Origin of the sequence: Pseudoalteromonas sp. 120-MNA-CIBAN-0494, from assembly GCF_040308885.1 — a bacterium.
Classification (GTDB): domain Bacteria; phylum Pseudomonadota; class Gammaproteobacteria; order Enterobacterales; family Alteromonadaceae; genus Pseudoalteromonas; species Pseudoalteromonas nigrifaciens.
This window is the reverse complement of sequence record NZ_JBEOOE010000002.1, coordinates 282,045-305,054: the sequence shown is the minus strand read 5'-3', so window position 1 is coordinate 305,054 and position 23,010 is coordinate 282,045. Positions and strand designations below refer to the sequence as shown.

At 40.3% G+C, this 23,010-nt stretch carries 20 protein-coding genes; 16 read left to right on the top strand and 4 right to left on the bottom strand.

The features are described from left to right. Positions 1 to 3 precede the first annotated feature (3 nt). Entirely contained in the window at positions 4 to 2,349 is a 2,346-nt protein-coding gene (gene metL, locus AAEY55_RS03095; protein ID WP_350550014.1) for a bifunctional aspartate kinase/homoserine dehydrogenase II, read from the top strand. 90 nt (positions 2,350 to 2,439) lie between these two features. Here metL and AAEY55_RS03090 read toward each other — a convergent pair whose 3' ends face one another. Then, entirely contained in the window at positions 2,440 to 4,950 is a 2,511-nt protein-coding gene (locus AAEY55_RS03090; protein ID WP_350550011.1) for a PBP1A family penicillin-binding protein, read from the bottom strand. A gap of 131 nt (positions 4,951 to 5,081) precedes the next feature. Between AAEY55_RS03090 and AAEY55_RS03085 the strand changes: the two genes are divergently transcribed. The 9 genes from AAEY55_RS03085 (at position 5,082) to AAEY55_RS03045 (ending at position 14,216) form a co-directional block, all read left to right on the top strand. Continuing rightward, on the top strand, positions 5,082 to 6,161 hold the full coding sequence (locus AAEY55_RS03085) for a pilus assembly protein PilM (RefSeq protein WP_011329364.1): 1,080 nt from the start codon (positions 5,082 to 5,084) through the stop codon (positions 6,159 to 6,161). Further along, the gene (locus AAEY55_RS03080) at positions 6,149 to 6,721 is read left to right on the top strand and encodes a PilN domain-containing protein (protein WP_179808008.1); all 573 of its coding nucleotides are present in this window, start codon (positions 6,149 to 6,151) and stop codon (positions 6,719 to 6,721) included. Before AAEY55_RS03085 ends, AAEY55_RS03080 begins: the two co-directional genes overlap by 13 nt. Continuing rightward, the gene (locus tag AAEY55_RS03075; protein WP_179808011.1) at positions 6,711 to 7,313 is read left to right on the top strand and encodes a type 4a pilus biogenesis protein PilO; all 603 of its coding nucleotides are present in this window, start codon (positions 6,711 to 6,713) and stop codon (positions 7,311 to 7,313) included. The genes AAEY55_RS03080 and AAEY55_RS03075 overlap by 11 nt, the downstream gene beginning before the upstream one ends. Continuing rightward, positions 7,313 to 7,849: a pilus assembly protein PilP gene (locus AAEY55_RS03070; protein ID WP_179808009.1), complete on the top strand. Its 537-nt coding sequence runs from the start codon at positions 7,313 to 7,315 to the stop codon at positions 7,847 to 7,849. Before AAEY55_RS03075 ends, AAEY55_RS03070 begins: the two co-directional genes overlap by 1 nt. Continuing rightward, positions 7,836 to 9,926 (top strand): type IV pilus secretin PilQ, encoded by a 2,091-nt coding sequence (locus AAEY55_RS03065; RefSeq protein WP_089368803.1) that lies wholly within the window; start codon positions 7,836 to 7,838, stop codon positions 9,924 to 9,926. Before AAEY55_RS03070 ends, AAEY55_RS03065 begins: the two co-directional genes overlap by 14 nt. Before the next feature lie 442 nt (positions 9,927 to 10,368). Continuing rightward, complete coding sequence (aroK, locus tag AAEY55_RS03060) at positions 10,369 to 10,887, top strand: shikimate kinase AroK (RefSeq protein WP_008466255.1); 519 nt, start codon at positions 10,369 to 10,371, stop codon at positions 10,885 to 10,887. A 28-nt stretch (positions 10,888 to 10,915) separates the two neighbouring features. After that, the gene (aroB, locus tag AAEY55_RS03055) at positions 10,916 to 11,986 is read left to right on the top strand and encodes a 3-dehydroquinate synthase (RefSeq protein ID WP_089368802.1); all 1,071 of its coding nucleotides are present in this window, start codon (positions 10,916 to 10,918) and stop codon (positions 11,984 to 11,986) included. Further along, a complete protein-coding gene (locus AAEY55_RS03050) occupies positions 11,986 to 13,305 on the top strand; it encodes an AAA family ATPase (RefSeq protein WP_350550007.1) in 1,320 nt (439 codons plus the stop codon). The genes aroB and AAEY55_RS03050 overlap by 1 nt, the downstream gene beginning before the upstream one ends. A 53-nt stretch (positions 13,306 to 13,358) precedes the next feature. Next, positions 13,359 to 14,216: a Dam family site-specific DNA-(adenine-N6)-methyltransferase gene (locus AAEY55_RS03045; protein ID WP_011329357.1), complete on the top strand. Its 858-nt coding sequence runs from the start codon at positions 13,359 to 13,361 to the stop codon at positions 14,214 to 14,216. Here the strand turns inward: AAEY55_RS03045 and AAEY55_RS03040 are convergent. Next, the gene (locus tag AAEY55_RS03040) at positions 14,173 to 14,358 is read right to left on the bottom strand and encodes a DUF2970 domain-containing protein (protein WP_058374262.1); all 186 of its coding nucleotides are present in this window, start codon (positions 14,356 to 14,358) and stop codon (positions 14,173 to 14,175) included. The two genes, AAEY55_RS03045 and AAEY55_RS03040, sit on opposite strands and share 44 nt — an antisense overlap. Positions 14,359 to 14,360: 2 nt before the next feature. Continuing rightward, the gene (locus AAEY55_RS03035; protein WP_089368800.1) at positions 14,361 to 14,657 is read right to left on the bottom strand and encodes a hypothetical protein; all 297 of its coding nucleotides are present in this window, start codon (positions 14,655 to 14,657) and stop codon (positions 14,361 to 14,363) included. Between the two features lie 215 nt (positions 14,658 to 14,872). On the opposite strand from AAEY55_RS03035, the gene rpe reads away from it, so the two are divergent. Genes rpe through trpS form a run of 3 tightly spaced genes read left to right on the top strand, consistent with a single transcriptional unit; the run spans position 14,873 to position 17,258 of the window. Further along, positions 14,873 to 15,556 (top strand): ribulose-phosphate 3-epimerase, encoded by a 684-nt coding sequence (gene rpe, locus AAEY55_RS03030; RefSeq protein ID WP_179808010.1) that lies wholly within the window; start codon positions 14,873 to 14,875, stop codon positions 15,554 to 15,556. Beyond that, positions 15,556 to 16,221, top strand: a complete 666-nt coding sequence (locus AAEY55_RS03025; RefSeq protein WP_089368798.1) for a phosphoglycolate phosphatase — start codon at positions 15,556 to 15,558, stop codon at positions 16,219 to 16,221. The genes rpe and AAEY55_RS03025 overlap by 1 nt, the downstream gene beginning before the upstream one ends. 32 nt (positions 16,222 to 16,253) lie before the next feature. Continuing rightward, positions 16,254 to 17,258, top strand: coding sequence for a tryptophan--tRNA ligase (gene trpS, locus AAEY55_RS03020; protein ID WP_011329353.1), 1,005 nt, complete (start codon positions 16,254 to 16,256; stop codon positions 17,256 to 17,258). Between the two features lie 146 nt (positions 17,259 to 17,404). On the opposite strand, the gene uvrA is transcribed toward trpS, so the two are convergent. Further along, positions 17,405 to 20,227, bottom strand: a complete 2,823-nt coding sequence (gene uvrA, locus AAEY55_RS03015; protein ID WP_011329352.1) for an excinuclease ABC subunit UvrA — start codon at positions 20,225 to 20,227, stop codon at positions 17,405 to 17,407. Positions 20,228 to 20,388: 161 nt separating this feature from the next. Here uvrA and AAEY55_RS03010 point away from each other — a divergent pair, with 161 nt between their 5' ends. The 3 genes from AAEY55_RS03010 to AAEY55_RS03000 all read left to right on the top strand — a co-directional run bounded on the left by AAEY55_RS03010 (position 20,389) and on the right by AAEY55_RS03000 (position 22,966). Further along, positions 20,389 to 21,756 (top strand): MFS transporter, encoded by a 1,368-nt coding sequence (locus AAEY55_RS03010; RefSeq protein WP_089368797.1) that lies wholly within the window; start codon positions 20,389 to 20,391, stop codon positions 21,754 to 21,756. Between the two features lie 20 nt (positions 21,757 to 21,776). Next, positions 21,777 to 22,511 (top strand): single-stranded DNA-binding protein, encoded by a 735-nt coding sequence (gene ssb / locus AAEY55_RS03005; protein WP_350550001.1) that lies wholly within the window; start codon positions 21,777 to 21,779, stop codon positions 22,509 to 22,511. Positions 22,512 to 22,708: 197 nt separating this feature from the next. Beyond that, complete coding sequence (locus AAEY55_RS03000; RefSeq protein WP_350549998.1) at positions 22,709 to 22,966, top strand: hypothetical protein; 258 nt, start codon at positions 22,709 to 22,711, stop codon at positions 22,964 to 22,966. Positions 22,967 to 23,010: the final 44 nt, after the last annotated feature.

The window sequence follows — 23,010 nt, the reverse complement described above, 5'->3', positions numbered from 1 at the left end:
AATATGACTAATAATATTCATAAGTTTGGTGGTTCGAGTTTAAGCTCAGCCGAGCGCTATAAAAGCGTTGCAAAAATAATTATAGGGCAAGCTCAGCCCGGTGATTGTGTAGTGGTATCGGCTGCAGGAAAAACCACAGATACATTAGTAAAACTGTGGCAAAGTTATCAGCAGCACGATACTCAAGCGCTCGCTGATATTGTATTGCAATTAAACAATCATCAAAGTGATTTAATAACGCAGCTACTGCAGGGCGATTTAAAGCGCAGCGCTTTAACCACTCTAAATAAAGAGCTAAGTTTAGTTGCTAAATTAGCGAGTACTGAGCAGTTGCAAGAAGCGGCGCTACTCGCCCATGGTGAGTTGTGGTCAGCTCGTTTGCTCGCTGCGTATTTACAGCAACTTAATGTTGCTGCATGCATGCAAGACGCAAGAGGCTTGTTTACGCTAAGTGATGGACAATTATTGCATAGCCAAAATACACAGCAGTGTAGTGAGCTTATTAGCCAGCACAAAATTAACGTGGTAACAGGGTTTATTGCGGCTAATACCCAAGGCGATACGGTCACTCTTGGTCGCAATGGTAGTGATTACAGTGCAACCTTATTGGCAAGTTATTGCAATGCTAAACAAGTATATATTTGGACCGATACACAAGGGATATTTAGTACCGACCCACGTAAAGTTAACAAGGCCATTAAATACGCTAAGGTATGTAGAGCGCAAGCTAACTTATTGGCAAGATTAGGTAACCCCGTTTTACACGCTAAAACATTATCGCCACTTAAAAATACCGATATAAAGCTTGCGGTGCGCAGTAGTTTTGACGTGCAAGCAAGCTCAACAAATGTAGTGAAAGAGGGCTGTGTAAAACAAAAACGCTTTATTACTACATTAGAAAATATAGATTTACTTAGTGTTGAAGGGCTAGTTGAGGGTGAGGTAACTCAGGTTAGCCAGCTTATTCAACATAGTTTGCATCATTTTAGTAGCGCGGGTGAAACTTACCTAATAGTACCGGCAGTAGCGACCCATCAAGTAGTTAGTTACTTTGCAGGAAGAGCCAATATTAGCGAGTCTAACCTACATGGTTGCGCGCTAGTTGCTCCTGAGCAAGATATAAACTCATTGAGTACTCAGGCACGCGAGTTGCTCAATTTGCATAATATTGAACCTCGCTTTGTGCATCAAGATAGTGGTTATGTATTGCTACTGACGGATCAGCTTATTGATAGTGATGTGCTTAATGTGCTGCACGATAAACTGATCACTAAAGGCCAAGAAATTGCCTTAATAGTGGCAGGGCTTGGTAATGTAGGGGATGTATTTGTTAGCCAACTATCGGCGCAGCTAGCACGCTTATCAACCGACTTTAATATTAAGTTAGTGGGATTAGCACGTTCGCAAAAACTGCTATTTAATCCCAGCGGCATAAATGTACAGCACTGGAAGAACCAATGGCAGTTAGAGGCTGTTGACTATAGCAGCCAAGATTTATTAACCGCTATTGGCCAGCTTGATTACGAGCATAAAGTGGTTATAGATATAACCGCCAGCGAGCAATTTAGTCAGTTATACCCAGATTTTGTTGCGCTTGATTGTCATTTAATTAGTGCTAATAAGTATGCTGGTACCGCGCCAACTCCTTGGTATAAAGCGTTGCAGCACAATATTGCGCAGCGCAATTTATATTGGCGCTATAACGCTAGTGTGGGTGCCGGTTTACCAATTAATTTTGCCCTTGCAGATTTACAAAACAGTGGCGATAAAATAACACGTATAGAAGGTGTTTATTCGGGTACGTTATCGTGGTTATGTAGTATGTATAATGGCGCAACTGCATTTTCTGAGTTATTACTTGAAGCGCAACAAATGGGTTTTACTGAACCCGATCCGCGCGAAGATTTATCGGGGCGAGATATGCAGCGTAAGCTACTTATTTTAGCGCGAGAGTTAGGGGTTGAATTAGACCTTAACGACATTGCCTTAGCGCCGTTAATGCCCGATGAGCTAGCACTAGGTAGCTGGGATGACTTTTTAGCTAATAAACATAAGCTCGACACTTTTATTGAAGAGCATGCACGCAATGCAAAATTACAAAACGCGGTACTTCGTTATACAGGTTTACTGAGTATTGGGCACGATAGCGTAACGGCCAAAGTAGGGTTAGCGTATGTTACGCCCAATGACGCATTAGCAAACTTAACCCCGGGTGATAATATTTTTGTTATTAACAGCCAGTGGTACAGCAATAATGCCTTGATTATACAAGGCCCAGGTGCTGGTAAGGAAGTGACTGCAGCAGGCGTTCATTCTGACTTATATTGGCTGATAAAAAACTTAAAGTAATAATTAAATAAAACAAAAAACGGCAACCTAAGAAGGTTGCCGTTCTTTTAGCGTAATTAACCATTTAGCTAATGAGAGATGTGCTTATGGTTAAAATAGCTCTTCTTCTGTTTTGGTGTTTTCTTCAAAAATATCGCTTGGCTGCGAAAGCACATAACTAGTTGGTGTAGTGCCTTTTTCAAAGTATTCAAAGCGGCTAGTGTAATCATTTTTGTGGCTTAATAAGCCAGTCGCTAAATCAATACGAATAGAAACTAATCCTTCAGGTGGTTCAATTGGCGCTTCTGGTTGCCCATCAAGAGCTGCCCTCATAAATTCATTCCATGCCGGTTGAGCTGTTTTAGCGCCCGATTCAGCCCCTGTTATTTGACCACTATCAAGGTTGTTGTTATAAGCAGAACGACCTAGAGTATTGCCAGGGTTGTCAAAGCCAACCCATACTGAGGTGAGTACATTGCGGTTAAAACCACTAAACCAAGTGTCAACAGAATCGTTTGTGGTACCTGTTTTACCCGATAAATCACGACGCCCTAAACGCTGTGCTCGCCATGCAGTCCCCGTCCAGCCTGTTTTATTGCTCCAGCTTCCGCCGCCCCAAATTGCGCTGTTCATAGCGTCTGCAATTAAAAAAGCATTTTGTTTAGAAATAATACGTGGGGCACATTGCACTGTTTGCTGCGCTTTTTCACCTTGCTCAGTATTTTCTATCGTTAGGCTGCTGTTATTTTCGATAGCGAGGGGCTGCGTGTTCTCATCGCAGGCTAGGGCTGGGTTTGCTTTAAATAACACTGTACCAAAGGCATCTTGAATTTCAGATATAAAATACGGTTCTATTAAATGCCCGCCATTAGCAAACGCGCTCATACCACGAGCAAGTTCTAATGGAGAAATGGAAGCACTACCAAGCGCTAAAGATTCACTGCGGTTAATGTCTTTATTATCAAAACCAAATTTGAGTAAATGATCGGCAGTACGTTGCAAGCCTACACCACGTAGAAGACGAACCGAAATAACGTTTTTAGATTGCGCCAATGCGCGGCGAATACGAATTGGGCCATTATAAACTGCAGGGCTGTTTTTTGGGCGCCATGCAATACCTTGGCTTTTATCCCATTGATTAATTGGAGCGTCGTTTAAAATGGATGCTAAAGTGTAGCCTTTTTCCAGAGCTGCAGAGTAAATAAAGGGTTTAATGTTTGAGCCGACTTGGCGTTTAGCTTGCACTGCACGGTTGTACTGGCTTTGCTCAAAACTATAACCACCAACAATTGCTTTAATACGGCCATCTTGAGGGTCTAAAGACACAATGGCACTAGAGGCTTCAGGAATTTGACTCAATAAATAATTATTATCGTCGTTTTTACGTAGCCATATTTGTGCACCTGGTACTAATATTTCAGTTGCAGCTTTAGGAGCAAAACTTTGGCGGTAACGCGTAATATATTTACGTGCCCACTTTAAGTTATCCCATGTAAGTGTTGCCAGCTCACCATTTTTTAGTAAAACGTCGGCTGTTTTTTCGTTAACCGCCAATACCACTGCTGCTTGTAAGTCGCCGAGCTGTTTTACGTCTTTTAGCTGGTTAAGAATTTGCGCTTGGCTTAATGCTGGTTGTGTTTGCGCATCCCATAATAAACGCTCTGGACCTCTAAAACCGTGGCGCATATCGTAACTATGTAAGTTATTTACTAAAGCCGTTTGCGCAGCTTGTTGAACGTGGGACTCTACCGAGGTAAATATTTTAAAGCCAGAGTTGTACGCTTTATCAATACCGTATTTAGCAACCATTTCTGCACGCACCATTTCAGATATATAAGGTGCGTATAAATCTATTTCAGCGCCATGAAAAACAGCCGTTATAGGTTGATTAATAGTCTCTTCATATTCGCTTTGGGTTATATAACGTTCAGACAACATTCTACCAAGTACGACATTACGACGCGCTTTAGCACGCACTGGATTGCGAATAGGATTAAGCGCTGAAGGTGCTTTTGGTAGGCCGGCAATCATTGCCATTTGCGCAAGGGTTAAGTCTTTTAGTTCTTTACCGTAATAAACTTGCGCTGCTGCACCAATACCAAACGCCCTATTACCTAATTCAATTTTATTTAAATACAGCTCAAGAATTTCGTTTTTGCTTAATAAGTTTTCAATATGCATCGCGATAAAAATTTCTTTTACTTTACGAATGTAGGCTTTTTCGCGGGTTAAGAAAAAATTACGTGCTAGCTGCATAGTAATAGTACTAGCGCCTTGTTTTTTCTCTCCGGTAGATATAAGTACAAGCGCAGAGCGCACTATACCTATTGGGTCAATACCAAGGTGATCATAAAAGCGGCTGTCTTCGGTGGCTAAAAATGCATTAATGAGGGGTTGTGGTATTTGGTCTATTGTGACCGGAATTCGTCGTTTTTCACCAAATTGATTGATCAACAGACCATCTTTAGTGAATACTTGCATAGGAGTTTGTAATTGCACGTCTTTTAAAACTTGCACACTTGGGATATCAGGTTTAACGTAATAATAAAGGCTGAACAAAGTGATCAGTCCAAATAATGTGCAAATGATAAAAAATTGTAAAGTTCTTTTTAATAAAATCACTGATATTTCCCTAAATGGACTCCCAATTACAAGTTGAGGCTGCTAGTATATATTGATTAAAAAATGAATAGTATTTTTTCAGATAAGAATTATAACTTGTTTATTATTAAAACAAAGGCAAAGTTGCAAACATGCTAAGTCAACTATTTAAAAAGCCATCGCCGATGATGGTAGGCATTGATATAGGATCGCACTCTATCAAAGCTGTACTGTTAAGTGAAACAGACACTGGGCTTCGATTAGAAGCACTTGCAATTGAACCTATGCCAAAAGGCGCCATGAGTGAGCGTACTATTCAAGATATTGAAGCAATTGGTAATGTAATAACTAAATTAAAACGAAAATTACCTAAATCACTAAAAGAAGCTGCGGTGGCTGTTTCAGGCCAGACCGTGATCACCAAGGTGATTTTCATGGATGTCACCTTAAGTGACGCTGAATTAGAATCGCAAATTGAAATTGAAGCAGACAGCTTAATTCCTTATCCATTAGATGAAGTTAATCTTGATTTTGAAAAGCTATCAACCAATGCCGCCGATCCTAGTAAAATGAATGTATTGCTTTCGGCTGCGCGTACTGAAAGCGTTGAAGCACGTGTTGGCGCGTTAGAAGCGGCTAACTTAGTTGCTAAAGTGGTTGACGTAGAAAGCTACGCATTAAGCCGAGCAATGGATGTGTACTATCAACAGTTACCAAGTGATGCATTTAATAAGTGCGTTGCAATTGTCGATATTGGCGCGGTATTAACACTCGTAAGTGTAGTGCAAGCGGGTGATACAATTTATACCCGCGACCAAGTGTTTGGTGGCGATCAATACACTAATAGTATTGTTACTTATTATAATAAAGGCTTTGATGAAGCTGAAATTGGTAAAGCAACCGGCGACTTACCGCCAAATTATACCTTTGAAGTACTTGCACCTTTTCAAACAGCCTTGCTACAACAAGTGCGCCGCGCGGTGCAAATGTTTTTAACCACCACGGGCAAAGATCAGCTAGATTATATTGTATTAACCGGTGGTACAGCTATGATTAGCGGTTTTGAGCGCTTATTAGTCGAAGAGTTAGGTATACACACAATTGTAGCCGAGCCATTTGTAAATATGGAAATATCTCCTAGAGTTGACCGTAATGTATTACAGCGTCATCGCACGCAATTTGCTATTGCAACAGGACTCGCTTTGAGGAGCTTTTCATCATGCCACATATAAATTTACTGCCTTGGCGTGAACAACAGCGTGAAGACTCAAAAAAGAAGTTTATTACTTCATTAATTGCAGTTGTTGTTTTGTGTTTTTTGAGTATGTATTTATTGAGCTCATTTTATGGCGCTTTAAAAGAGGGTCAAAATCTAAAAAACAATTACCTTAGTGCAGAAATAAGTATGCTAGATAAAGAAATAAGAGACATTAGAGAGCTAGATAAGAAAAAAGAAAACCTGCAGCAGCGTATGCGCTTAATTGAAAACCTGCAAAGGAGTCGTAATTTAGGCACGCAAATTATGGATGAAGTCGCAAAAATAGTTCCTGCAGGGGTTTATTTAACTAAGCTAGAGCGACGCGGTAATCAAATTCATGTACTTGGAAAAAGCGAATCAAATAATCGCCTTTCAACCTTGCTACGCGAAGTGCAAAGTTCTTATTTATTAGAGCGCCCAGTAATGCAAGGTATTGTTGCTGGCGATAAATCGTCGCGTTTGTTGAGTGATTTTAATATGGAGTTTTATGTAAAACCATTCGATAAAATTGGCGAGGTACATGATGAACCTTGATTTTAAAGCATTTAAAGATATAGATTGGAATGAAATAGAACTTGATAATATAGGTGAATGGCCGGTTGTTGTTAGGGTTATTTGCGGTGCTTTTATTGCGGGTTTAGTGTTGTTTTTTAGCTATAGCTTATTAGTTTCAGATGAAATAGACAGTTATCACAACGCGGTAGCCACAGAGGTGGAGCTGCGCACTACTTATCGCACCAAATATGCGGTAGCCAGTAAACTAGATATTTATCGACTGCAAATGATTGAAATGGAAGATAAGTTTTCTCAGCTATTAAAACGCCTACCAACCTCTAATGAAACCCCAGGCTTATTAGATGACTTATCTTATGTGGGTACTACCAGTGGCTTAACCTTTTTAAAAATTGGTTGGTTGCCTGAAGTTGAAAAAGAATTTTATACCGAACTGCCAATAAAAATAGAAGTGGTAGGGACCTACCATGAATTTGGTCAGTTTGTAGGTAAAGTGGCTCAATTACCGCGAATTGTTAGTTTACATGACTTTTCTATTTTATCATCTGGAGAAAAGCAGTTAACATTTAGTGTGATTGCAAAAACTTATCGCTACGAAGAGGGGGCTAAATAATGAATAAACTCCCTTTAGTGGCTATTTTTACAACGTTATTGAGTGGCTGTAATAGTGACACTTCTGAACAAAAAGAATTTATTGATCAGGTAAAAGCAAGTACAACCCCCAGAGTGGAGAAAATACCAGAGCTCATTCAGTTTGAGTATTTTGAATACAATGCAGGTCAATTGCGCAGCCCATTTGTAGCTCCACAACCTGAAATTATACAAAATAAGTTAACGCAAATTAAAAATTGTTTGCACCCAGATCCAGATAGAGTTCGTGAGCCATTAGAAAAATATCCGCTAGATAACCTAGCGATGAAAGGCACGCTAGGTTCTAATAGCCAAACATGGGCACTTATTACTGCTGCTGATGCAACGCTGCATAGAGTAACCGTAGGGAGTTACTTGGGCACTTACGACGGAAAAGTAAAAAAAGTGAGTAGTGACTATATTGAGTTAATAGAATTAATCCCTGATGGATCTGGCTGTTGGAAAGAGCGTCAGACTAAATTAGAAATGTTAGAGGCGACAATTGATGGCGCAAATTAATAACAAAAAAGGTCATACAAATATGTATAAGGATGTAGGTTCGCTTCATCGTGTATTGTCAGCTTTATTAGTGATTTTTGCACTATTAATAGCTAAAACTGCGGTAGCTGAGCCGCTACTTTATGACGTGCGCTATAATCCATTATTAAAAGGCGAAACCGAACTACAGCTGGTATTTGATGAAGAATTAACCCAGCAACCAAGTATTCAAGTGTTCAATAGCCCAGCGCGTATAGAAATGCTGTTTACCAATGCACAGTTAGATCAAGGGTTAGCCGATGTTGCTGTTAATTTGGCTGGAATAAATAATGTAACCAGCGTAATGACAAGTAACGGTTTAAAAGTAACGGTACATCTTGAGCGTTTGAAAATTTATGAAACCCAGGTTAATAATAATCTGGTCTCGCTGCGTATCTCTGATAATCCATTAACCGAGCAAGCGCTAACGACTGATGATGCTGCAGATAGCATTGGCGGTAGTTACATTAATCGTATTCAATCTATTGATTTTCGCCGTGGTGAAAAGGGCGAAGCTAAAGTATTGGTATTTTTGCAAGATACTCAAGCCGCAATAGAAGTACATGAAAGTGGCGGTAAAATTATTGCAGAGTTTCATCACACTGATATTTTAGATGATTTATTATACGAATTAGATGTACTTGATTTTGGTACTATCGTAAGCAATATAGAAACCTTTAAAGAAGATAACCTGAGCCGAATTGTTATTGAGCCAAACGCAGCATTTACGTTTACTTATCAGCAAATAGATAATATTTTTACCTTAAATGTTGAGAAAGACGAAACCCAAAATGCTTACCTTGATGGTGGTAAAGAATATCAAGGTCGACCAATGACCCTGAACTTTCAAGACATTTCGGTACGTGCAGTCTTGCAAATTATAGCCGGATACAACGACTTTAACTTAGTAACCAGTGATTCTGTAACGGGCAATATAACGCTACGTTTAGATGGCGTGCCATGGGATCAAGCGCTTGATGTGGTACTCAGAATAAAAGGTCTTGATAAGCGTATGGATGGCTCTATTTTAATGGTAGCCCCATCAGAAGAGCTTGCAGCACGTGAAGCAAAAGACTTAAAAGCAAAGCAACAAGTAGAAGATTTAGAGCCTTTGTACAGCGAGTACATTCGCTTAAATTATGCAAAGGCCGAAGATTTTGCAGATTTACTAAAAACGGACACTAACAGCATTATAACCCCAAGAGGGAGTGTGTCGGTTGATCAGCGTACCAATACATTATTAATGAAAGATACGGCAAAAAGTATCGAAAGCGTACGCCGCATGGTCGAAACGCTAGATATACCCGTAAAGCAGGTTGTAATTGAAGCGCGCATGGTAACCGTACGCGACAACGTTACAGAAGATTTAGGGGTACGTTGGGGCTTTAGTGATCAGCAGGGAACCGATGGTATTTCAGGCACCCTAGAGGGGGCTGAAAACATCTCTAATGGTAATATTCCAAGCTTGTCTGATAGATTAAATGTAAACCTGCCGGTTGCCAATCCTTCAGCTAGCATAGGTATGCATATTGCTAAACTAGCTAATGGTACGTTAATTGATTTAGAGCTAACTGCGCTTGAAGAAGAAAATAAAGGTGAAATTATTGCTAGTCCGCGAATTACTGCGGCTAACCAGCAAAAGGCGAGGATTGAACAAGGTACCGAAATACCTTATGTTGAATCAGCCTCTAGTGGTGCGACAACAGTAAGCTTTAAAAAAGCAGTACTTAGCTTAGAAGTAACACCGCATATAACACCTGATAACAAAGTTATTTTGAATTTAATTATCACTCAAGATACCCGAGGTGATACAGTACAGACCGGAACAGGCCCTGCGGTTGCAATTGATACGCAACAAATTGAAACGCAGGTACTGGTAGAAAATGGCCAAACAGTTGTTTTGGGTGGTATTTTTCAACAGCAAATTATTAATTCGACCAAAAAAGTTCCTTTATTGGGCGACATTCCATACATTGGAAGACTGTTTAAAAGTACCAGTGAGTTTAACGAAAAGCGTGAACTACTGATTTTCGTCACTCCTAAGATACAAGTTGATTAGGGCGTGATTATATTTGAATATTGATTTTGCAGCACTCTACTTAGTTTACTAAGTAGAGAATATGCAGTGTGGTTACTTCCCAAAATATGCGATAGCAGCATAAAACCAACATGCGCTGCCCTTCGGGTGCACTCTAGTGTTATTTTGCGCTTTACTGTGTGAGTTTTACATAACATTACGTAGTAAAGTTATCAGTAATTTGATAAATATAACTTTGGGTTGCACAAATTTTAACCATGAAAAATAAATACTCCCTAAAATAAGCTAATGTTTTGTTAACTAATGGATGATTATTTAGATTAATTGCTCGTTATATGGCTTTTTATGCTAATTGACTTGAAATACCCAACCGATTACTGAGATAATCCTCTCCTTAATTTTGGGGCCAGGTCGTTAGGCGGGGTTTTATTTCAAATTTTAGAGTTCGTTTGTACTAAAAGATATGGCTGAGAAACGTAATATATTTCTAGTTGGCCCCATGGGGGCTGGCAAAAGTACGATTGGTCGTCACATCGCTGACCAATTACACCTTGAATTTGTTGATTCTGATCAAGAAATCGAACGCCGTACCGGTGCAGATATTGCCTGGGTGTTTGATCTTGAAGGTGAAGAAGGCTTTAGACTTCGTGAAGAATCTGTTATTGGCGATCTAACCGAAATGCAGGGTATTGTACTTGCAACCGGTGGTGGTTCAGTAATGAGTAAAGAAGTTAGAAACAAGCTTTCGGCTCGCGGTATTGTAGTATACCTAGAGACACCGATTGAAAAACAAGTTGCACGCACACAACGCGACAAGCGTCGCCCATTACTGCAAACAGAAGAAGCACCTCGTGATGTATTAGAACGTTTAGCAGAAGAACGCGAACCGTTATATAAAGAAGTGGCTGATTTTGTTGTACGCACTGATGAGCAAAGCGCTAAAGTTGTTGCTAACCAAATCATCGAGAAATTGGATTTTTAATTACTAATATTAAAGGAAATAGCTAAGCATGCTTGAATTATCTGTTAATTTAGACGAGCGAAGTTACCCTATTTATATTGGTCAATCTACACTTCAAGATAATGGCCGCCTAGTTCATCACATTGGTGATTGTCGGCCTATCATCATTACTAACGACACTATTGCGCCTTTGTATTTACAGGGCTTATTAGCGCAGTTAGCAACATTGAATCCACTGCACTTTATTATTCCTGATGGCGAGCAATATAAATCGCTTACCTGGTTTGAAAAAATATCGGCATTCTTACTCGAAAATAACTGTGGTCGTGACACCTGCTTAATTGCATTAGGTGGCGGCGTTGTTGGTGATTTAACTGGTTTTGTTGCTGCATGTTATCAGCGTGGCATTCCCTTTATTCAAATGCCAACGACACTATTATCACAAGTTGATTCGTCGGTAGGTGGAAAAACAGCGGTAAATCATCCACTAGGTAAAAATATGATTGGGGCATTTTATCAGCCACAAGCTGTTTTTATCGACACACAATCATTACATACTTTACCTGCGCGCGAGTTTGCAGCCGGTATGGCTGAAGTGATTAAATACGGTTTGATTTACGATACTGAGCTATTTGCTTACTTAGAGCAAAATGTTGAGCGTTTACAGCAATTAGATGAAGCCTGTTTACAGCATATAATTTATAGGTGCTGTGAAATTAAAGCGCTAATTGTAGCTCAAGACGAAAAAGAGCAAGGCCTAAGAGCACTATTAAACTTAGGTCATACCTTTGCGCACGCAATTGAAGCGCAAATGGGGTACGGTGTTTGGCTACATGGCGAAGCAGTAGCAACAGGTATGGTACTTGCTGCAAAACTAGCATATACACGCCAAGATTTAACCGCTGAGGACGTTACTCGTATCTCTGGTTTAATTGCGCAATATAGCTTACCCACGCAGATCCCGCCGGTAATGACCAGCGAGCATTTTTTGCAGCATATGCGTAAAGACAAAAAGAATAAAAAGGGTACTATCCGCTTTATTCTGCCCACCCAATTTGGACAATGTGCATTAGTGGATGATGTTTCAGATGACCAAGTTCGAGCGTTAATCGAGCAATAATGCAGCCACAAATTTTACCAAGCCGTGCGGCATTGGTGGATAGAATCGCACTGCAATTTGAGTACGGACAAAACCTGATTGTTTTACTAGGCACCTCTGGCCTAGGTAAAAGCTACCTACTCGAAACTTTTATTACTGATAAATATAACGATTTTAATAAAGCATTTGTGCAAGTAACAGCGCAAATGACAGACATTCAATTAATGAGCGAGCTATTAGAGCAAAGCTTTAATGCACCTTTAATTGATCATAGCTTGAGCCTATCCGAAAACTTTTATCAATTATTACAACAGCAAGCTTGTGGCCCTTGTTTATGGGTGCTAGATAACGCCAGGCACTTATCAGAAGAATTACAGGTAGAGTTAGAACTACTGGCTAAAAACTCCCCCAGTACGCTTTATATTATGCTTGCTGCGCAGTCAAAACTGGCCTTTGCAGCGGCAATAAACATTCACTTAGAGCCATTAAACCAAAGTGAAAGTAAGCAGTTAATGCGTTGGTATTTTAGCGACCTGCCTTATGATGAAGACCCAGTTTACCAAGCTTTTATAGCCGCGGCACAGGGTAATCCCAATTTATTACTGAGCTGGCAAGCAACAGAACACATAGCGGATGTTGTTGTAAAAGATAAAGTATCTTGGCGTTTGCATTTATTAATTTTGATGTTAATTATTCTGTTTTTAATAATTGGCTTGTTATATAAATCAGACATGACCCAATGGTGGCAACAATATTATCAGCAAGCTGAGCCTGAAGTGCTCACAACGGCAATTTCGGTTAAGCAAATACAGCAGCCATTAGCGATAGCTAGCGACAATAGCGCTATTGCAGCGTCACCTAACTTACCTGCAAGCACAGTTGAGCTACAAACACCGCATAATAATGTGCCTGCAATTATGCAAAGTCTGACTGCGAAGCAAACAACTCCCAGCTCTAAAAATACACCATCGGTAGAGCCAAAGATATTAGCAACGCAGCCACACAGTAATATTTCAGCTCAGGTTGAGAGCAAAATACTCACAGGTAATGCATGGTACTTACAACAGCCCGACACAAATACAGTTATTCAATTATTAGCGATTACTCAGCAACAAGTCAGTGCTGAATTTATTAGCCAGCATAAACTACAAAAAGTAGCGCATACCTATCAAACTAAAAGAAATAATAAAACTTGGTGGGTGGTAACTGTAGGTAGTTTTACTAATATGGATGCTGCAAAGTTAGCTATGAGCGCTTTGCCTGCAGAGGCTAAAATAAATAAGCCTTTCTATAAAAAAATAAGCAAAATAAAACAAGAAATTGTATTAGTTGATCAGTAAACTAAGCAACTTTAGTGTAAAATCGCGCAACACCAGATTGAAGTAAAGAGCCAATGCAGCAAAAGAGTAGAGCCTTCCTTAAATGGGCTGGCGGAAAATACAGTCTAGTTGAAGATATTAACGCGCGACTAAAGCAAGCTAGCCAGCAGGCTGATACTTTGGTTGAACCTTTTGTTGGTGCCGGCTCAGTGTTTTTAAATAGCGATTTTAAACACTACATTCTTAATGATATTAATGCCGATTTAATTAATTTATACAAAGAACTTAAAAACTCGCCCGATGAGTTTATAAGTGATGCTAAAAAGCTGTTTGTGGATTTAAATAATCATCCCGATGCTTACTACGAATACCGCGTGCAATTTAATCAAAGTAGCGATATATACGAACGCGCAATGCTGTTTTTATATATGAATAGACACGGTTATAACGGGCTTTGTAGGTATAACTTAAAGGGTATTTTTAATGTACCTTTTGGTAAATACAAAAAGCCTTATTTTCCCGAAAAAGAAATGTACTTTTTTGCTAAAAAAGCGCAACAGGCTACGTTTACCTGCCTTGATTACGATGATATTTTTAAACTAGTACCTAAAAATGCAGTTATTTATTGTGATCCACCGTATGTGCCTTTAAGTAAAACAGCCTCGTTTACCTCGTATGCGAAGGGCGGTTTTAATTTAGATGATCAAGCAAATCTAGCAAATTTAGCCGAGCAAGCGGCGTTTGAAAACGATACTCCAGTGCTTATCTCTAACCATGATACGGTATGGACGCGTAAAATTTATAGCCAAGCCACATTAGATCAAATTCAGGTAAAGCGTACTATTAGCCCAAAAGGCGGATCGCGTAATAAAGTGAGCGAGCTAATGGCTATGTACTTAGCACCGAAACAACAATCGCGTAAATCGAAATAATAAAAACAATAAAAAGCAAAATAGCTATTATGATAATGCTAACTGGCGAGTGGTGTTTAAAGTCTGCGTGGCGTTTATGGTTAGATTGCACCCCAAAAAATGCAGCAAGTACACTTTGTAAGGCGCTAAAAAACTGTCGCATATTTAAAATGATGGTTTTAAAGAGGGAAGCTTTTTAGAATCACCAGAGCTTGTAAGCAACTCTAATAAATCTAAATAATGAAACTGTGCACTGCGGCTGTCGCCTGTTATCCATGAAGACCAAGACGACTCATCTGTTACTTTAAGGCAAGCACTTACAGCTGTATCTGTAGTGGTTGTTTGTTTTTGCTGGCAATTGTTAATTGCTGTTAAATCTTGCTCAGAACTTGAGATAAAATTTAACGCTCCAACAAACAAAAGTGCTGACGCCATTAATATCCCCGTTTTAAAAGCACGCATGATTTAAACCTAATAATTTGATCCTTTTTTAAGCATAACAAAAATTGCTTAAATAACAAACTTAAATTTTATCATTAGCTTCTAAAGTCGAATGAAAATAAAGGCTTATCAATAATCTTTATTTTTATTAAGCCATTATATTTGTCGCGATTACTTGGGTAACATCATTAATTAAGTTACATTAACGCAATATATTATTCATTGCCGGATTAACTATGTTGAACCCAGAAAAAAAATACTTAATAGCCCCTTCTATTTTATCTGCCGATTTCGCTAAACTAGGTGAAGATGTTGATAGTGTACTTGCTGCGGGTGCCGATGTGGTTCACTTTGACGTGATGGATAATCACTATGTGCCTAACTTAACTATTGGCCCTATGGTGTGTAAAGCGCTCAGAAATTACGGCATTAAAGCGCCTATTGATGTGCATTTAATGGTTAAACCGGTTGATAGCCTTATTCCTCAGTTTGCCGAGGCCGGTGCTTCAATTATTACCTTTCATCCAGAAGCCAGTGAGCATATTGACCGCACATTACAATTAATAAAAGATCATGGCTGCCAAGCTGGTTTAGTGTTTAATCCAGGTACTAGCTTGAGCTTTCTTGATCATGTGATGGATAAAATTGATGTTATTTTAATTATGTCGGTTAATCCAGGGTTTGGTGGGCAAAGCTTTATTCCGCATACTTTAGAAAAACTACGCCAAGCAAAACAACGTATTGTAGAATCGGGTCGCAATATACGCTTAGAAGTTGATGGCGGAATAAAAGTCGATAACATTGCCGCTGCTGCAGAGGCAGGAGCTGATATGTTTGTAGCGGGATCAGCCATTTTTAACCAGCCAAATTACCAAGAAGTTATCGATCAAATGCGTGAGCAATTAGGAAGTGTTAAATAATGAAGTACGACCTAGCCCTGTTTGATTTAGATGGCACCTTAGTAGATAGTGTATACGATTTATACATAGCACTTAATCTTACTTTGAGCGACTTAGCATTTCCGATTGTTAGCCAGCGCTTAGTAGAAAGCTGGGTTGGTAATGGTATAGAAGTATTAGTAAAACGCGCACTGAGTGGCGAAATGCAAATAAGTGAGCATTTAGATAAAGTACTTAGCGATAAAGCATTTACATTATTTTACCAACATTATGAACAGCAAGTAGGTGAATATAGCGTACTTTACCAACATGTTGAAACTGGGCTTGCTGCCCTACGTGGTATGCCCAAGGCATTGATCACTAATAAAGATCGTTTATTTACCGAAAAATTACTGGATAAGTTAGCCTTAACGAGTCATTTTGAGCTAATAATTTGTGGTGATGACATGGCTAAAAAGCCATCAGCAGAGCCGTTGTTATTTGCCTGTAATAAACTAAATGTTGAGCCCAGTAAAGCGATTATGATTGGCGACTCTAAAAGCGATATACTAGCTGCCAATGCAGCTAAAATTGACGTTATTGCACTGAGCTATGGTTATAATCAAGGTGAAAACCTTAAGGACTATAATCCACAGTACCTATGCGATAACTTCTTAGATATAATACCTGTTCTTACACAGCGCTAAGTGCTGTTAATTAAGCAAAATAAAGGAAAATCATGAGTAAACCAGTAGTTTTAAGTGGCGTGCAGCCAACCGGTGGTATGACAATAGGCAACTATGTTGGCGCTATTAACCAGTGGCTAAAGTTACAGGAAGACTATGATAGCTACTTTATGCTTGCAGATCTTCACGCAGTAACTGTGCGTCAAGACCCTGAATTACTTCGCTCGCGAGTTTTAGATGGTGTAGCGCTTTATACTGCTTGTGGTATTAACCCAGAAAAAGCCGCGTTATTTGTGCAATCGCAAGTACCAGAGCATGCACAACTTGCTTGGGTATTAAACTGTTATGCACAAATGGGCGAACTTAATCGTATGACCCAGTTTAAAGATAAGTCGGCAACGCACGCGCACAATATTAACGTGGGCTTATTTGCTTACCCAGTATTACAAGCGGCCGATATTTTATTATACCAAGCAGAGCAAGTGCCGGTAGGGGAAGATCAAAAGCAACACCTTGAACTAACCCGCGATATCGCAACACGTTTTAACAACCTGTATGGCGAGGTATTTAAAATACCTCAAGCGTATATTCCAGAGTTTGGTGCGCGAGTAATGAGCTTGCAAGATCCGCTGAAAAAAATGTCTAAGTCTGATGAAAATCTAAATGGTTTTATTATGATGTTAGATGAGCCAAAAAAGATTGAGAAAAAACTGAAAAAAGCAGTTACCGATTCAGACGAACAAGCGCGTATTTACTTTGACCGAGCTGAAAAGCCTGGAGTGTCAAACTTACTTACCTTGTTAAGTGTGGCAACTAAACGTTCAATTGAAGATTTAGTGCCAGAGTACGAAGACAAAATGTACGGCCATCTGAAAAAAGACACAGCAGATGCGGTGGTGGCAATGATTGAGCCAATTCAAGCGCGTTTTAAAGAGATCAGAGAAGATCAAACACTCCTTAATAACATCATGAAGCGTGGCGCAGAAAAAGCCAGCAGCCAAGCCGAAGGTACGTTAAAAGCTGTGTACGATGCACTCGGTTTTATTCCTCGCGGCTAAACCTTGCTAGTTAAAATGATCAATAAAAATGCCGCTTTATTTATAAAGCGGCATTTTTGTTTTATTAGTATATTTGGCGGTTAATAAAAGAAGTTAACCACCAAATACACAAAAAAATGAATAGCTACCCAGCTAAGCTGCACTCGTTATTTAAGCAGTTCTTTTAAATAACGGCCAGTATGCGAGCGCTCACACTCGGCTACTTGCTCAGGTGTACCTGCAATGAGTATTTCACCACCGCCAGCTCCGCCTTCAGGGCCTAAATCGATAACCCAATCTGCGGTTTTAATAACATCGAGGTTATGCTCAATAACAACAATAGTATTACCGTGATCGCGCAAGCGATGAAGTACAACAAGCAGCTGTTCAATATCGGCAAAGTGTAAGCCTGTTGTTGGTTCATCAAGTATGTATAGCGTTTTACCGGTATCGCGTTTTGACAGCTCGCGGGCTAATTTAACTCGCTGTGCTTCACCGCCCGAAAGCGTTGTAGCTGCTTGGCCTAAACGAATGTACGATAAACCTACGTCCATCAGGGTTTTAAGTTTGCGTGCAATGGCCGGTATTTTATCAAAGTAGTCGTGGGCATCTTCCACTGTCATGTCGAGTACTTGATGAATATTTTTACCCTTATACAGTACTTCAAGGGTTTCGCGATTATATCGTTTACCCTTACATACGTCGCACGGCACGTACACATCAGGTAAAAAGTGCATTTCTACCTTAATTACGCCATCGCCTTGGCAAGCTTCACAGCGTCCGCCTTTAACGTTAAAGCTAAAGCGACCTACTTTATAACCACGAGAGCGCGACTCTTGCGTACCGGCAAATAATTCACGAATACCAGTAAAAATACCAGTATAAGTAGCCGGGTTAGAGCGTGGTGTGCGGCCAATGGGGCTTTGATCAATGTCGATCACTTTATCAAAATGCTCAAGCCCTGAAATTGATTTATACGCAGCAGCTTCGGCAGTTGTTGCGCCATTTAATTCAGTATGCGCAAGCTTAAATAAGGTGTCGTTTATGAGCGTAGACTTGCCCGAGCCAGACACACCTGTTACACAGGTCATTAAGCCAAATGGAATTTTTAAATCAACATTTTTTAAGTTGTTACCAGTAGCGCCAAATAACTCCAGCCATTTGTCGTTAGTGGGGTGGCGTAATTTAGGTATTTCTATTCTACGTACGCCGGATAAAAACTGCCCAGTAACCGACTCTTTACAGGCTAAAATATCGTCGCGAGTACCTTGGGCAATAATATGCCCGCCATGCACACCAGCACCTGGGCCAATATCAATAATATGATCGGCTGCGCGAATAGCATCTTCGTCGTGCTCAACCACAATAACGGTATTACCTAAATCGCGTAAATGCACTAATGTTTTTAATAATCGGTCGTTATCGCGCTGATGCAAACCAATTGATGGCTCATCCAGTACATACATAACACCCACTAGGCCTGCGCCAATTTGGCTTGCAAGGCGAATGCGTTGTGCTTCACCGCCCGAAAGCGTATCGGCACTTCTATCGAGTGAGAGGTAGTTTAAACCCACGTTAATTAAAAACGATAAACGGTCGCGAATTTCTTTTAATATTTTTTCAGCTATTTGGCCTCTTTGTCCGGTTAGTTTTAACCCTTCAAAAAAGTCCATTGCTTCACCAATACTCATATGAGTAATAGTGGGTAAGTTAGTTTGGCCAATAAATACATGGCGCGACTCTTGGCGTAAACGCGAGCCATGACAGCTAGGGCAGGCCTGGCTGGTTTGATACTTTGCTAGTTCTTCACGTACCGAGTTTGATTCAGTTTCACGGTAGCGACGGTACATATTATTAAGTACCCCTTCAAACTCGTGATTACGGGTAATTAAATCGCCGCGGTCGTTACGGTAGCTAAAGGCTATTTTAGTAGTGTCTGAGCCTTCTAAAATAATTTTTTGCGAGGCTTTATCTAAATCCTGATATGGCACATCTAAATCAAAATTATAATGCTGCGCAACGGCTTGTAGCATTTGGTAATAATAAAAACTGCGTTTATCCCAGCCTTTAATTGCGCCACCGGCCAAGCTTAGTTCAGGGTTTTGTACTACGCGGTTTGGATCAAAATATTGGCGTACGCCTAGGCCGTCACAGCTTTGGCATGCTCCGGCTGGATTGTTAAACGAAAACAATCTTGGCTCTAACTCGGTCATGGCATAGCCACAAGTAGGGCAGGCAAAATTAGCCGAAAACAGCATTTCTTCTGCGCTGCTGTCATCCATATAAGCTATGTTAGCCACGCCACCCGACATTTCTAATGCAGCTTCAAATGACTCAGCTAAACGCTGTTGTTGGCCATCTTTTACTTTAAAGCGGTCTACAACTACTTCTATAGTATGTTTTTTATGTAGATCAAGTGGCGGTGGATCCGATAGGTCACATACTTCGCCATCAATACGGGCACGAATGTAGCCTTGGCTCGCCAATTGCTCAAGGAGCTTAACATGCTCACCTTTACGCTCTTTTATTACCGGTGCAAGCAACATGAGTTTACTGCCCTCAGGCAGAGCTAAAACAGTATCGACCATTTGGCTAATAGTTTGTGCGGCTAACGGTAGGTCGTGAGTTGGGCAACGCGGTTCGCCCACGCGGGCAAACATTAAACGTAAATAGTCATAAATTTCGGTAATCGTACCCACAGTCGAACGCGGGTTGTGCGATGTTGACTTTTGCTCAATAGAAATAGCCGGAGAAAGACCTTCAATATGATCTACATCGGGTTTTTCCATCAGTGATAAAAACTGCCTTGCATACGCAGAAAGTGATTCAACATAACGACGCTGCCCCTCTGCATACAAAGTATCAAATGCAAGCGAAGACTTACCCGAACCAGATAGGCCAGTAATAACAATTAACTTATCACGTGGGATGGTTAGGCTGATGTCTTTTAAATTGTGCGTGCGGGCGCCTCGGACTTCAATGTTTTCCATGCTATCTCGTCTATTACCAAAATTATTTGTCCAGTATCGCATAATACGTAACATTATTAATCTATGATCAATGAAAAATCCTTACTTATGACGATTAATTATTAGTAAGCTTATGGTAGAATCTCAGCCTAAATTTTCCACACAGTAAGATCACGCAAATAATGACCGCATCTTCACTTAATTCACGAGAAAAACGCGCTGCCATATCGCTAGCTAGTGTGTTTGCATTTAGAATGCTCGGCTTATTTATGCTGATGCCTGTATTAGCTATTTATGGCCAATCATTGGAGGGCTTTTCGCCTATCTGGATAGGCTTTGCTATTGGCGCGTATGGGTTAACCCAAGCGGTGTTGCAAATACCTATGGGCCGACTGTCTGATAAAATTGGCCGTAAAAAGGTTATTGTTGGCGGCTTACTAATGTTTGCGCTGGGTTCGGTAATAGCTGCATTAGCCGATTCAATTCAAATGGTTACAGTTGGGCGTGCGCTACAAGGCATGGGCGCTATAGCCAGTGCATTACTGGCATTTGCTTCCGATTTAAGCCGCGATGAACAACGCCCTAAAGTAATGGCCGTTATTGGTATGAGCATAGGCATGAGCTTTGCGTTTGCTATGTTACTTGGGCCAATCGTTGCTGCCTCGTGGGGTATTTCGGGGGTATTTTGGTTAACCGCAATATTAGCTATAATCGGCATATTTATAGTGACTATGCTAGTGCCTAATGCGGTTAATAAAGCCCCTAAAGGCGATACCCTCGCCAGCTTTAGCGATATTAAAAAATTAATTAAACACCCGCAGTTAGCGCGCTTAAATGCGGGTGTATTACTACTACATTTAACCCTCACTACTATTTTTGTAGTGTTACCGAGTCAGCTTATTAAAGATGGCTTAGTGGCCGATAATCACTGGCATTTATATATCCCAGTATTATTTTTAGCTTTTTTATTAATGGTGCCTATTATGATAATCGCCATTAAAAAAGAGAAAGAAAAGCAGGCATTTATTGGCTCCGTTATACTGTTAATGTTGAGCATGCTGGCTATGTCGGTATGGGTTAACAGTATTGTAGGTATTGCTGTTTGTATGCTGTTGTATTTTGTTGCATTTAACTTTTTAGAAGCCACCATGCCAGCGCTAGTATCGCGTATTGCACCAGCAAGCCAAAAAGGCTCTGCCATGGGAGGGTATTCTACTAGCCAGTTTTTAGGTGCCTTTTTAGGCGGTATGCTTGGCGGTTATGTAGCACAAACCACAACAACGCAAGCGGTGTTTGCGGCAGCGGCACTTGTTGGGTTAATATGGCTTATTATTGCGTGGAAAATGCAAGTCCCACCCAAAAGTAAAGTTATTAGCTTAATGACCAAATTAGATTCAGAAGAGCAGGCACAGTCGCTTGCTTCTCTGTTAGTTGCTTTACCTGGCGTAATAGAAGCAACTGTAGTGCGCGACGAAAGCCGCAGCTACTTAAAGATTAATGATAAAGAATTTGACCTAGACCAAGCACGTAAAGTAGCTGGTTTAATCTAACGTTTATAGGAGATAGTTCCATGGCACGCGGTGTGAACAAAGTAATTTTGGTTGGTAATTTAGGACAAGATCCTGAAGTACGTTATATGCCTAACGGCAACGGTGTAGCAAATATCACCTTAGCAACTTCAGATAGCTACAAAGACAAAAACACTGGCCAAATGGTTGATAAAACTGAGTGGCACCGTGTGGTATTTTTTGGCAAGTTAGCAGAAATTGTTGGTGAATATTGCCGTAAAGGTTCACAAATTTATGTTGAAGGTAAACTTCAAACACGTAAATGGACTGACCCACAAGGCCAAGAAAAATACACGACTGAAATTGTAGTTGACGGTTTTACCGGCCAAATGCAAATGTTAGGGAGCCGTGGTGGCGACCAGCAAGGTGGGCAACAAAGTGGTGGTTACCAAGGTAATCAATCACAAGGCGGACAGCAAAGTGGTGGTTATCAAAATAATCAATCACAAGGCGGCCAACAAAGTGGTGGTTACCAAAACAACCAAGGGCAGAATAACCAACAGCAAGGTGGTTATGCTCCACAACAGCAGTCTGCACCAGCAGCACAGCCACAGTCTGCTCCTGCACCACAGCAAAATAACCAATATCAGCAGCCACAAGGTGGTTTTACACCACAGCAAAGTAGTGCACCACAACAGCAAGGTGGCTTTGCTCCTAAACCGCAAAGTGCTCCACAAGGCGGCGCGTCTAACCCAATGGAACCAACCATTGATTTTGATGACGACATACCATTTTGAGGAATACATAAATATAGAGTGTCAATTTAGGCATTTAATATTATCTAAACCCAGCGTAACTGCTGGGTTTTTTTTTAGGACTTACTCTGCTTAGTTTAGATAAATGATGATAAATGTGTGCCAATATCAAGGCGGTTAACTTCATACAGCGAGCAACCGATATAGGCAAATTTAAAACTCCCAGCTTAAGAAATGTGATGAATAGTAAGCCGTGGATGCATAATGGCGTGTTTCCTTCTATTGCAGGTGTTTTAAATATTTATAATGCCGGCGGCTTTGTTTTTAATAAAGATCCTAACGATCCTTTGTCACTACAAACATCTAAAATACTGCAGCCTTTATCGTTAACGAGCAAAGAAAAAAAAGCTCTTGAGGCATTTTTACACTCTATTACTAGCGCCCCAGCAGCGGGTCCGCATAAAGCGTTTATAGTACAAGAGCTAAATGGGGCGTAACGCTTTAAGTTATTTAGAGAAGTTTATAAACATTATTTATTAGC

What these genes read in the sequence shown, in the direction of transcription:
- metL (WP_350550014.1), top strand. Translation starts at nt 4, where the DNA reads ATGACTAATAATATTCATAAGTTTGGTGGTTCGAGTTTAAGCTCAGCC.
- AAEY55_RS03085 (WP_011329364.1), top strand. Translation starts at nt 5,082, where the DNA reads ATGCTAAGTCAACTATTTAAAAAGCCATCGCCGATGATGGTAGGCATT.
- AAEY55_RS03080 (WP_179808008.1), top strand. Translation starts at nt 6,149, where the DNA reads ATGCCACATATAAATTTACTGCCTTGGCGTGAACAACAGCGTGAAGAC.
- AAEY55_RS03075 (WP_179808011.1), top strand. Translation starts at nt 6,711, where the DNA reads ATGAACCTTGATTTTAAAGCATTTAAAGATATAGATTGGAATGAAATA.
- AAEY55_RS03070 (WP_179808009.1), top strand. Translation starts at nt 7,313, where the DNA reads ATGAATAAACTCCCTTTAGTGGCTATTTTTACAACGTTATTGAGTGGC.
- AAEY55_RS03065 (WP_089368803.1), top strand. Translation starts at nt 7,836, where the DNA reads ATGGCGCAAATTAATAACAAAAAAGGTCATACAAATATGTATAAGGAT.
- aroK (WP_008466255.1), top strand. Translation starts at nt 10,369, where the DNA reads ATGGCTGAGAAACGTAATATATTTCTAGTTGGCCCCATGGGGGCTGGC.
- aroB (WP_089368802.1), top strand. Translation starts at nt 10,916, where the DNA reads ATGCTTGAATTATCTGTTAATTTAGACGAGCGAAGTTACCCTATTTAT.
- AAEY55_RS03050 (WP_350550007.1), top strand. Translation starts at nt 11,986, where the DNA reads ATGCAGCCACAAATTTTACCAAGCCGTGCGGCATTGGTGGATAGAATC.
- AAEY55_RS03045 (WP_011329357.1), top strand. Translation starts at nt 13,359, where the DNA reads ATGCAGCAAAAGAGTAGAGCCTTCCTTAAATGGGCTGGCGGAAAATAC.
- AAEY55_RS03040 (WP_058374262.1), bottom strand. Translation starts at nt 14,358, where the DNA reads ATGCGACAGTTTTTTAGCGCCTTACAAAGTGTACTTGCTGCATTTTTT.
- AAEY55_RS03035 (WP_089368800.1), bottom strand. Translation starts at nt 14,657, where the DNA reads ATGCGTGCTTTTAAAACGGGGATATTAATGGCGTCAGCACTTTTGTTT.
- rpe (WP_179808010.1), top strand. Translation starts at nt 14,873, where the DNA reads ATGTTGAACCCAGAAAAAAAATACTTAATAGCCCCTTCTATTTTATCT.
- AAEY55_RS03025 (WP_089368798.1), top strand. Translation starts at nt 15,556, where the DNA reads ATGAAGTACGACCTAGCCCTGTTTGATTTAGATGGCACCTTAGTAGAT.
- trpS (WP_011329353.1), top strand. Translation starts at nt 16,254, where the DNA reads ATGAGTAAACCAGTAGTTTTAAGTGGCGTGCAGCCAACCGGTGGTATG.
- uvrA (WP_011329352.1), bottom strand. Translation starts at nt 20,227, where the DNA reads ATGGAAAACATTGAAGTCCGAGGCGCCCGCACGCACAATTTAAAAGAC.
- AAEY55_RS03010 (WP_089368797.1), top strand. Translation starts at nt 20,389, where the DNA reads ATGACCGCATCTTCACTTAATTCACGAGAAAAACGCGCTGCCATATCG.
- ssb (WP_350550001.1), top strand. Translation starts at nt 21,777, where the DNA reads ATGGCACGCGGTGTGAACAAAGTAATTTTGGTTGGTAATTTAGGACAA.
- AAEY55_RS03000 (WP_350549998.1), top strand. Translation starts at nt 22,709, where the DNA reads ATGAATAGTAAGCCGTGGATGCATAATGGCGTGTTTCCTTCTATTGCA.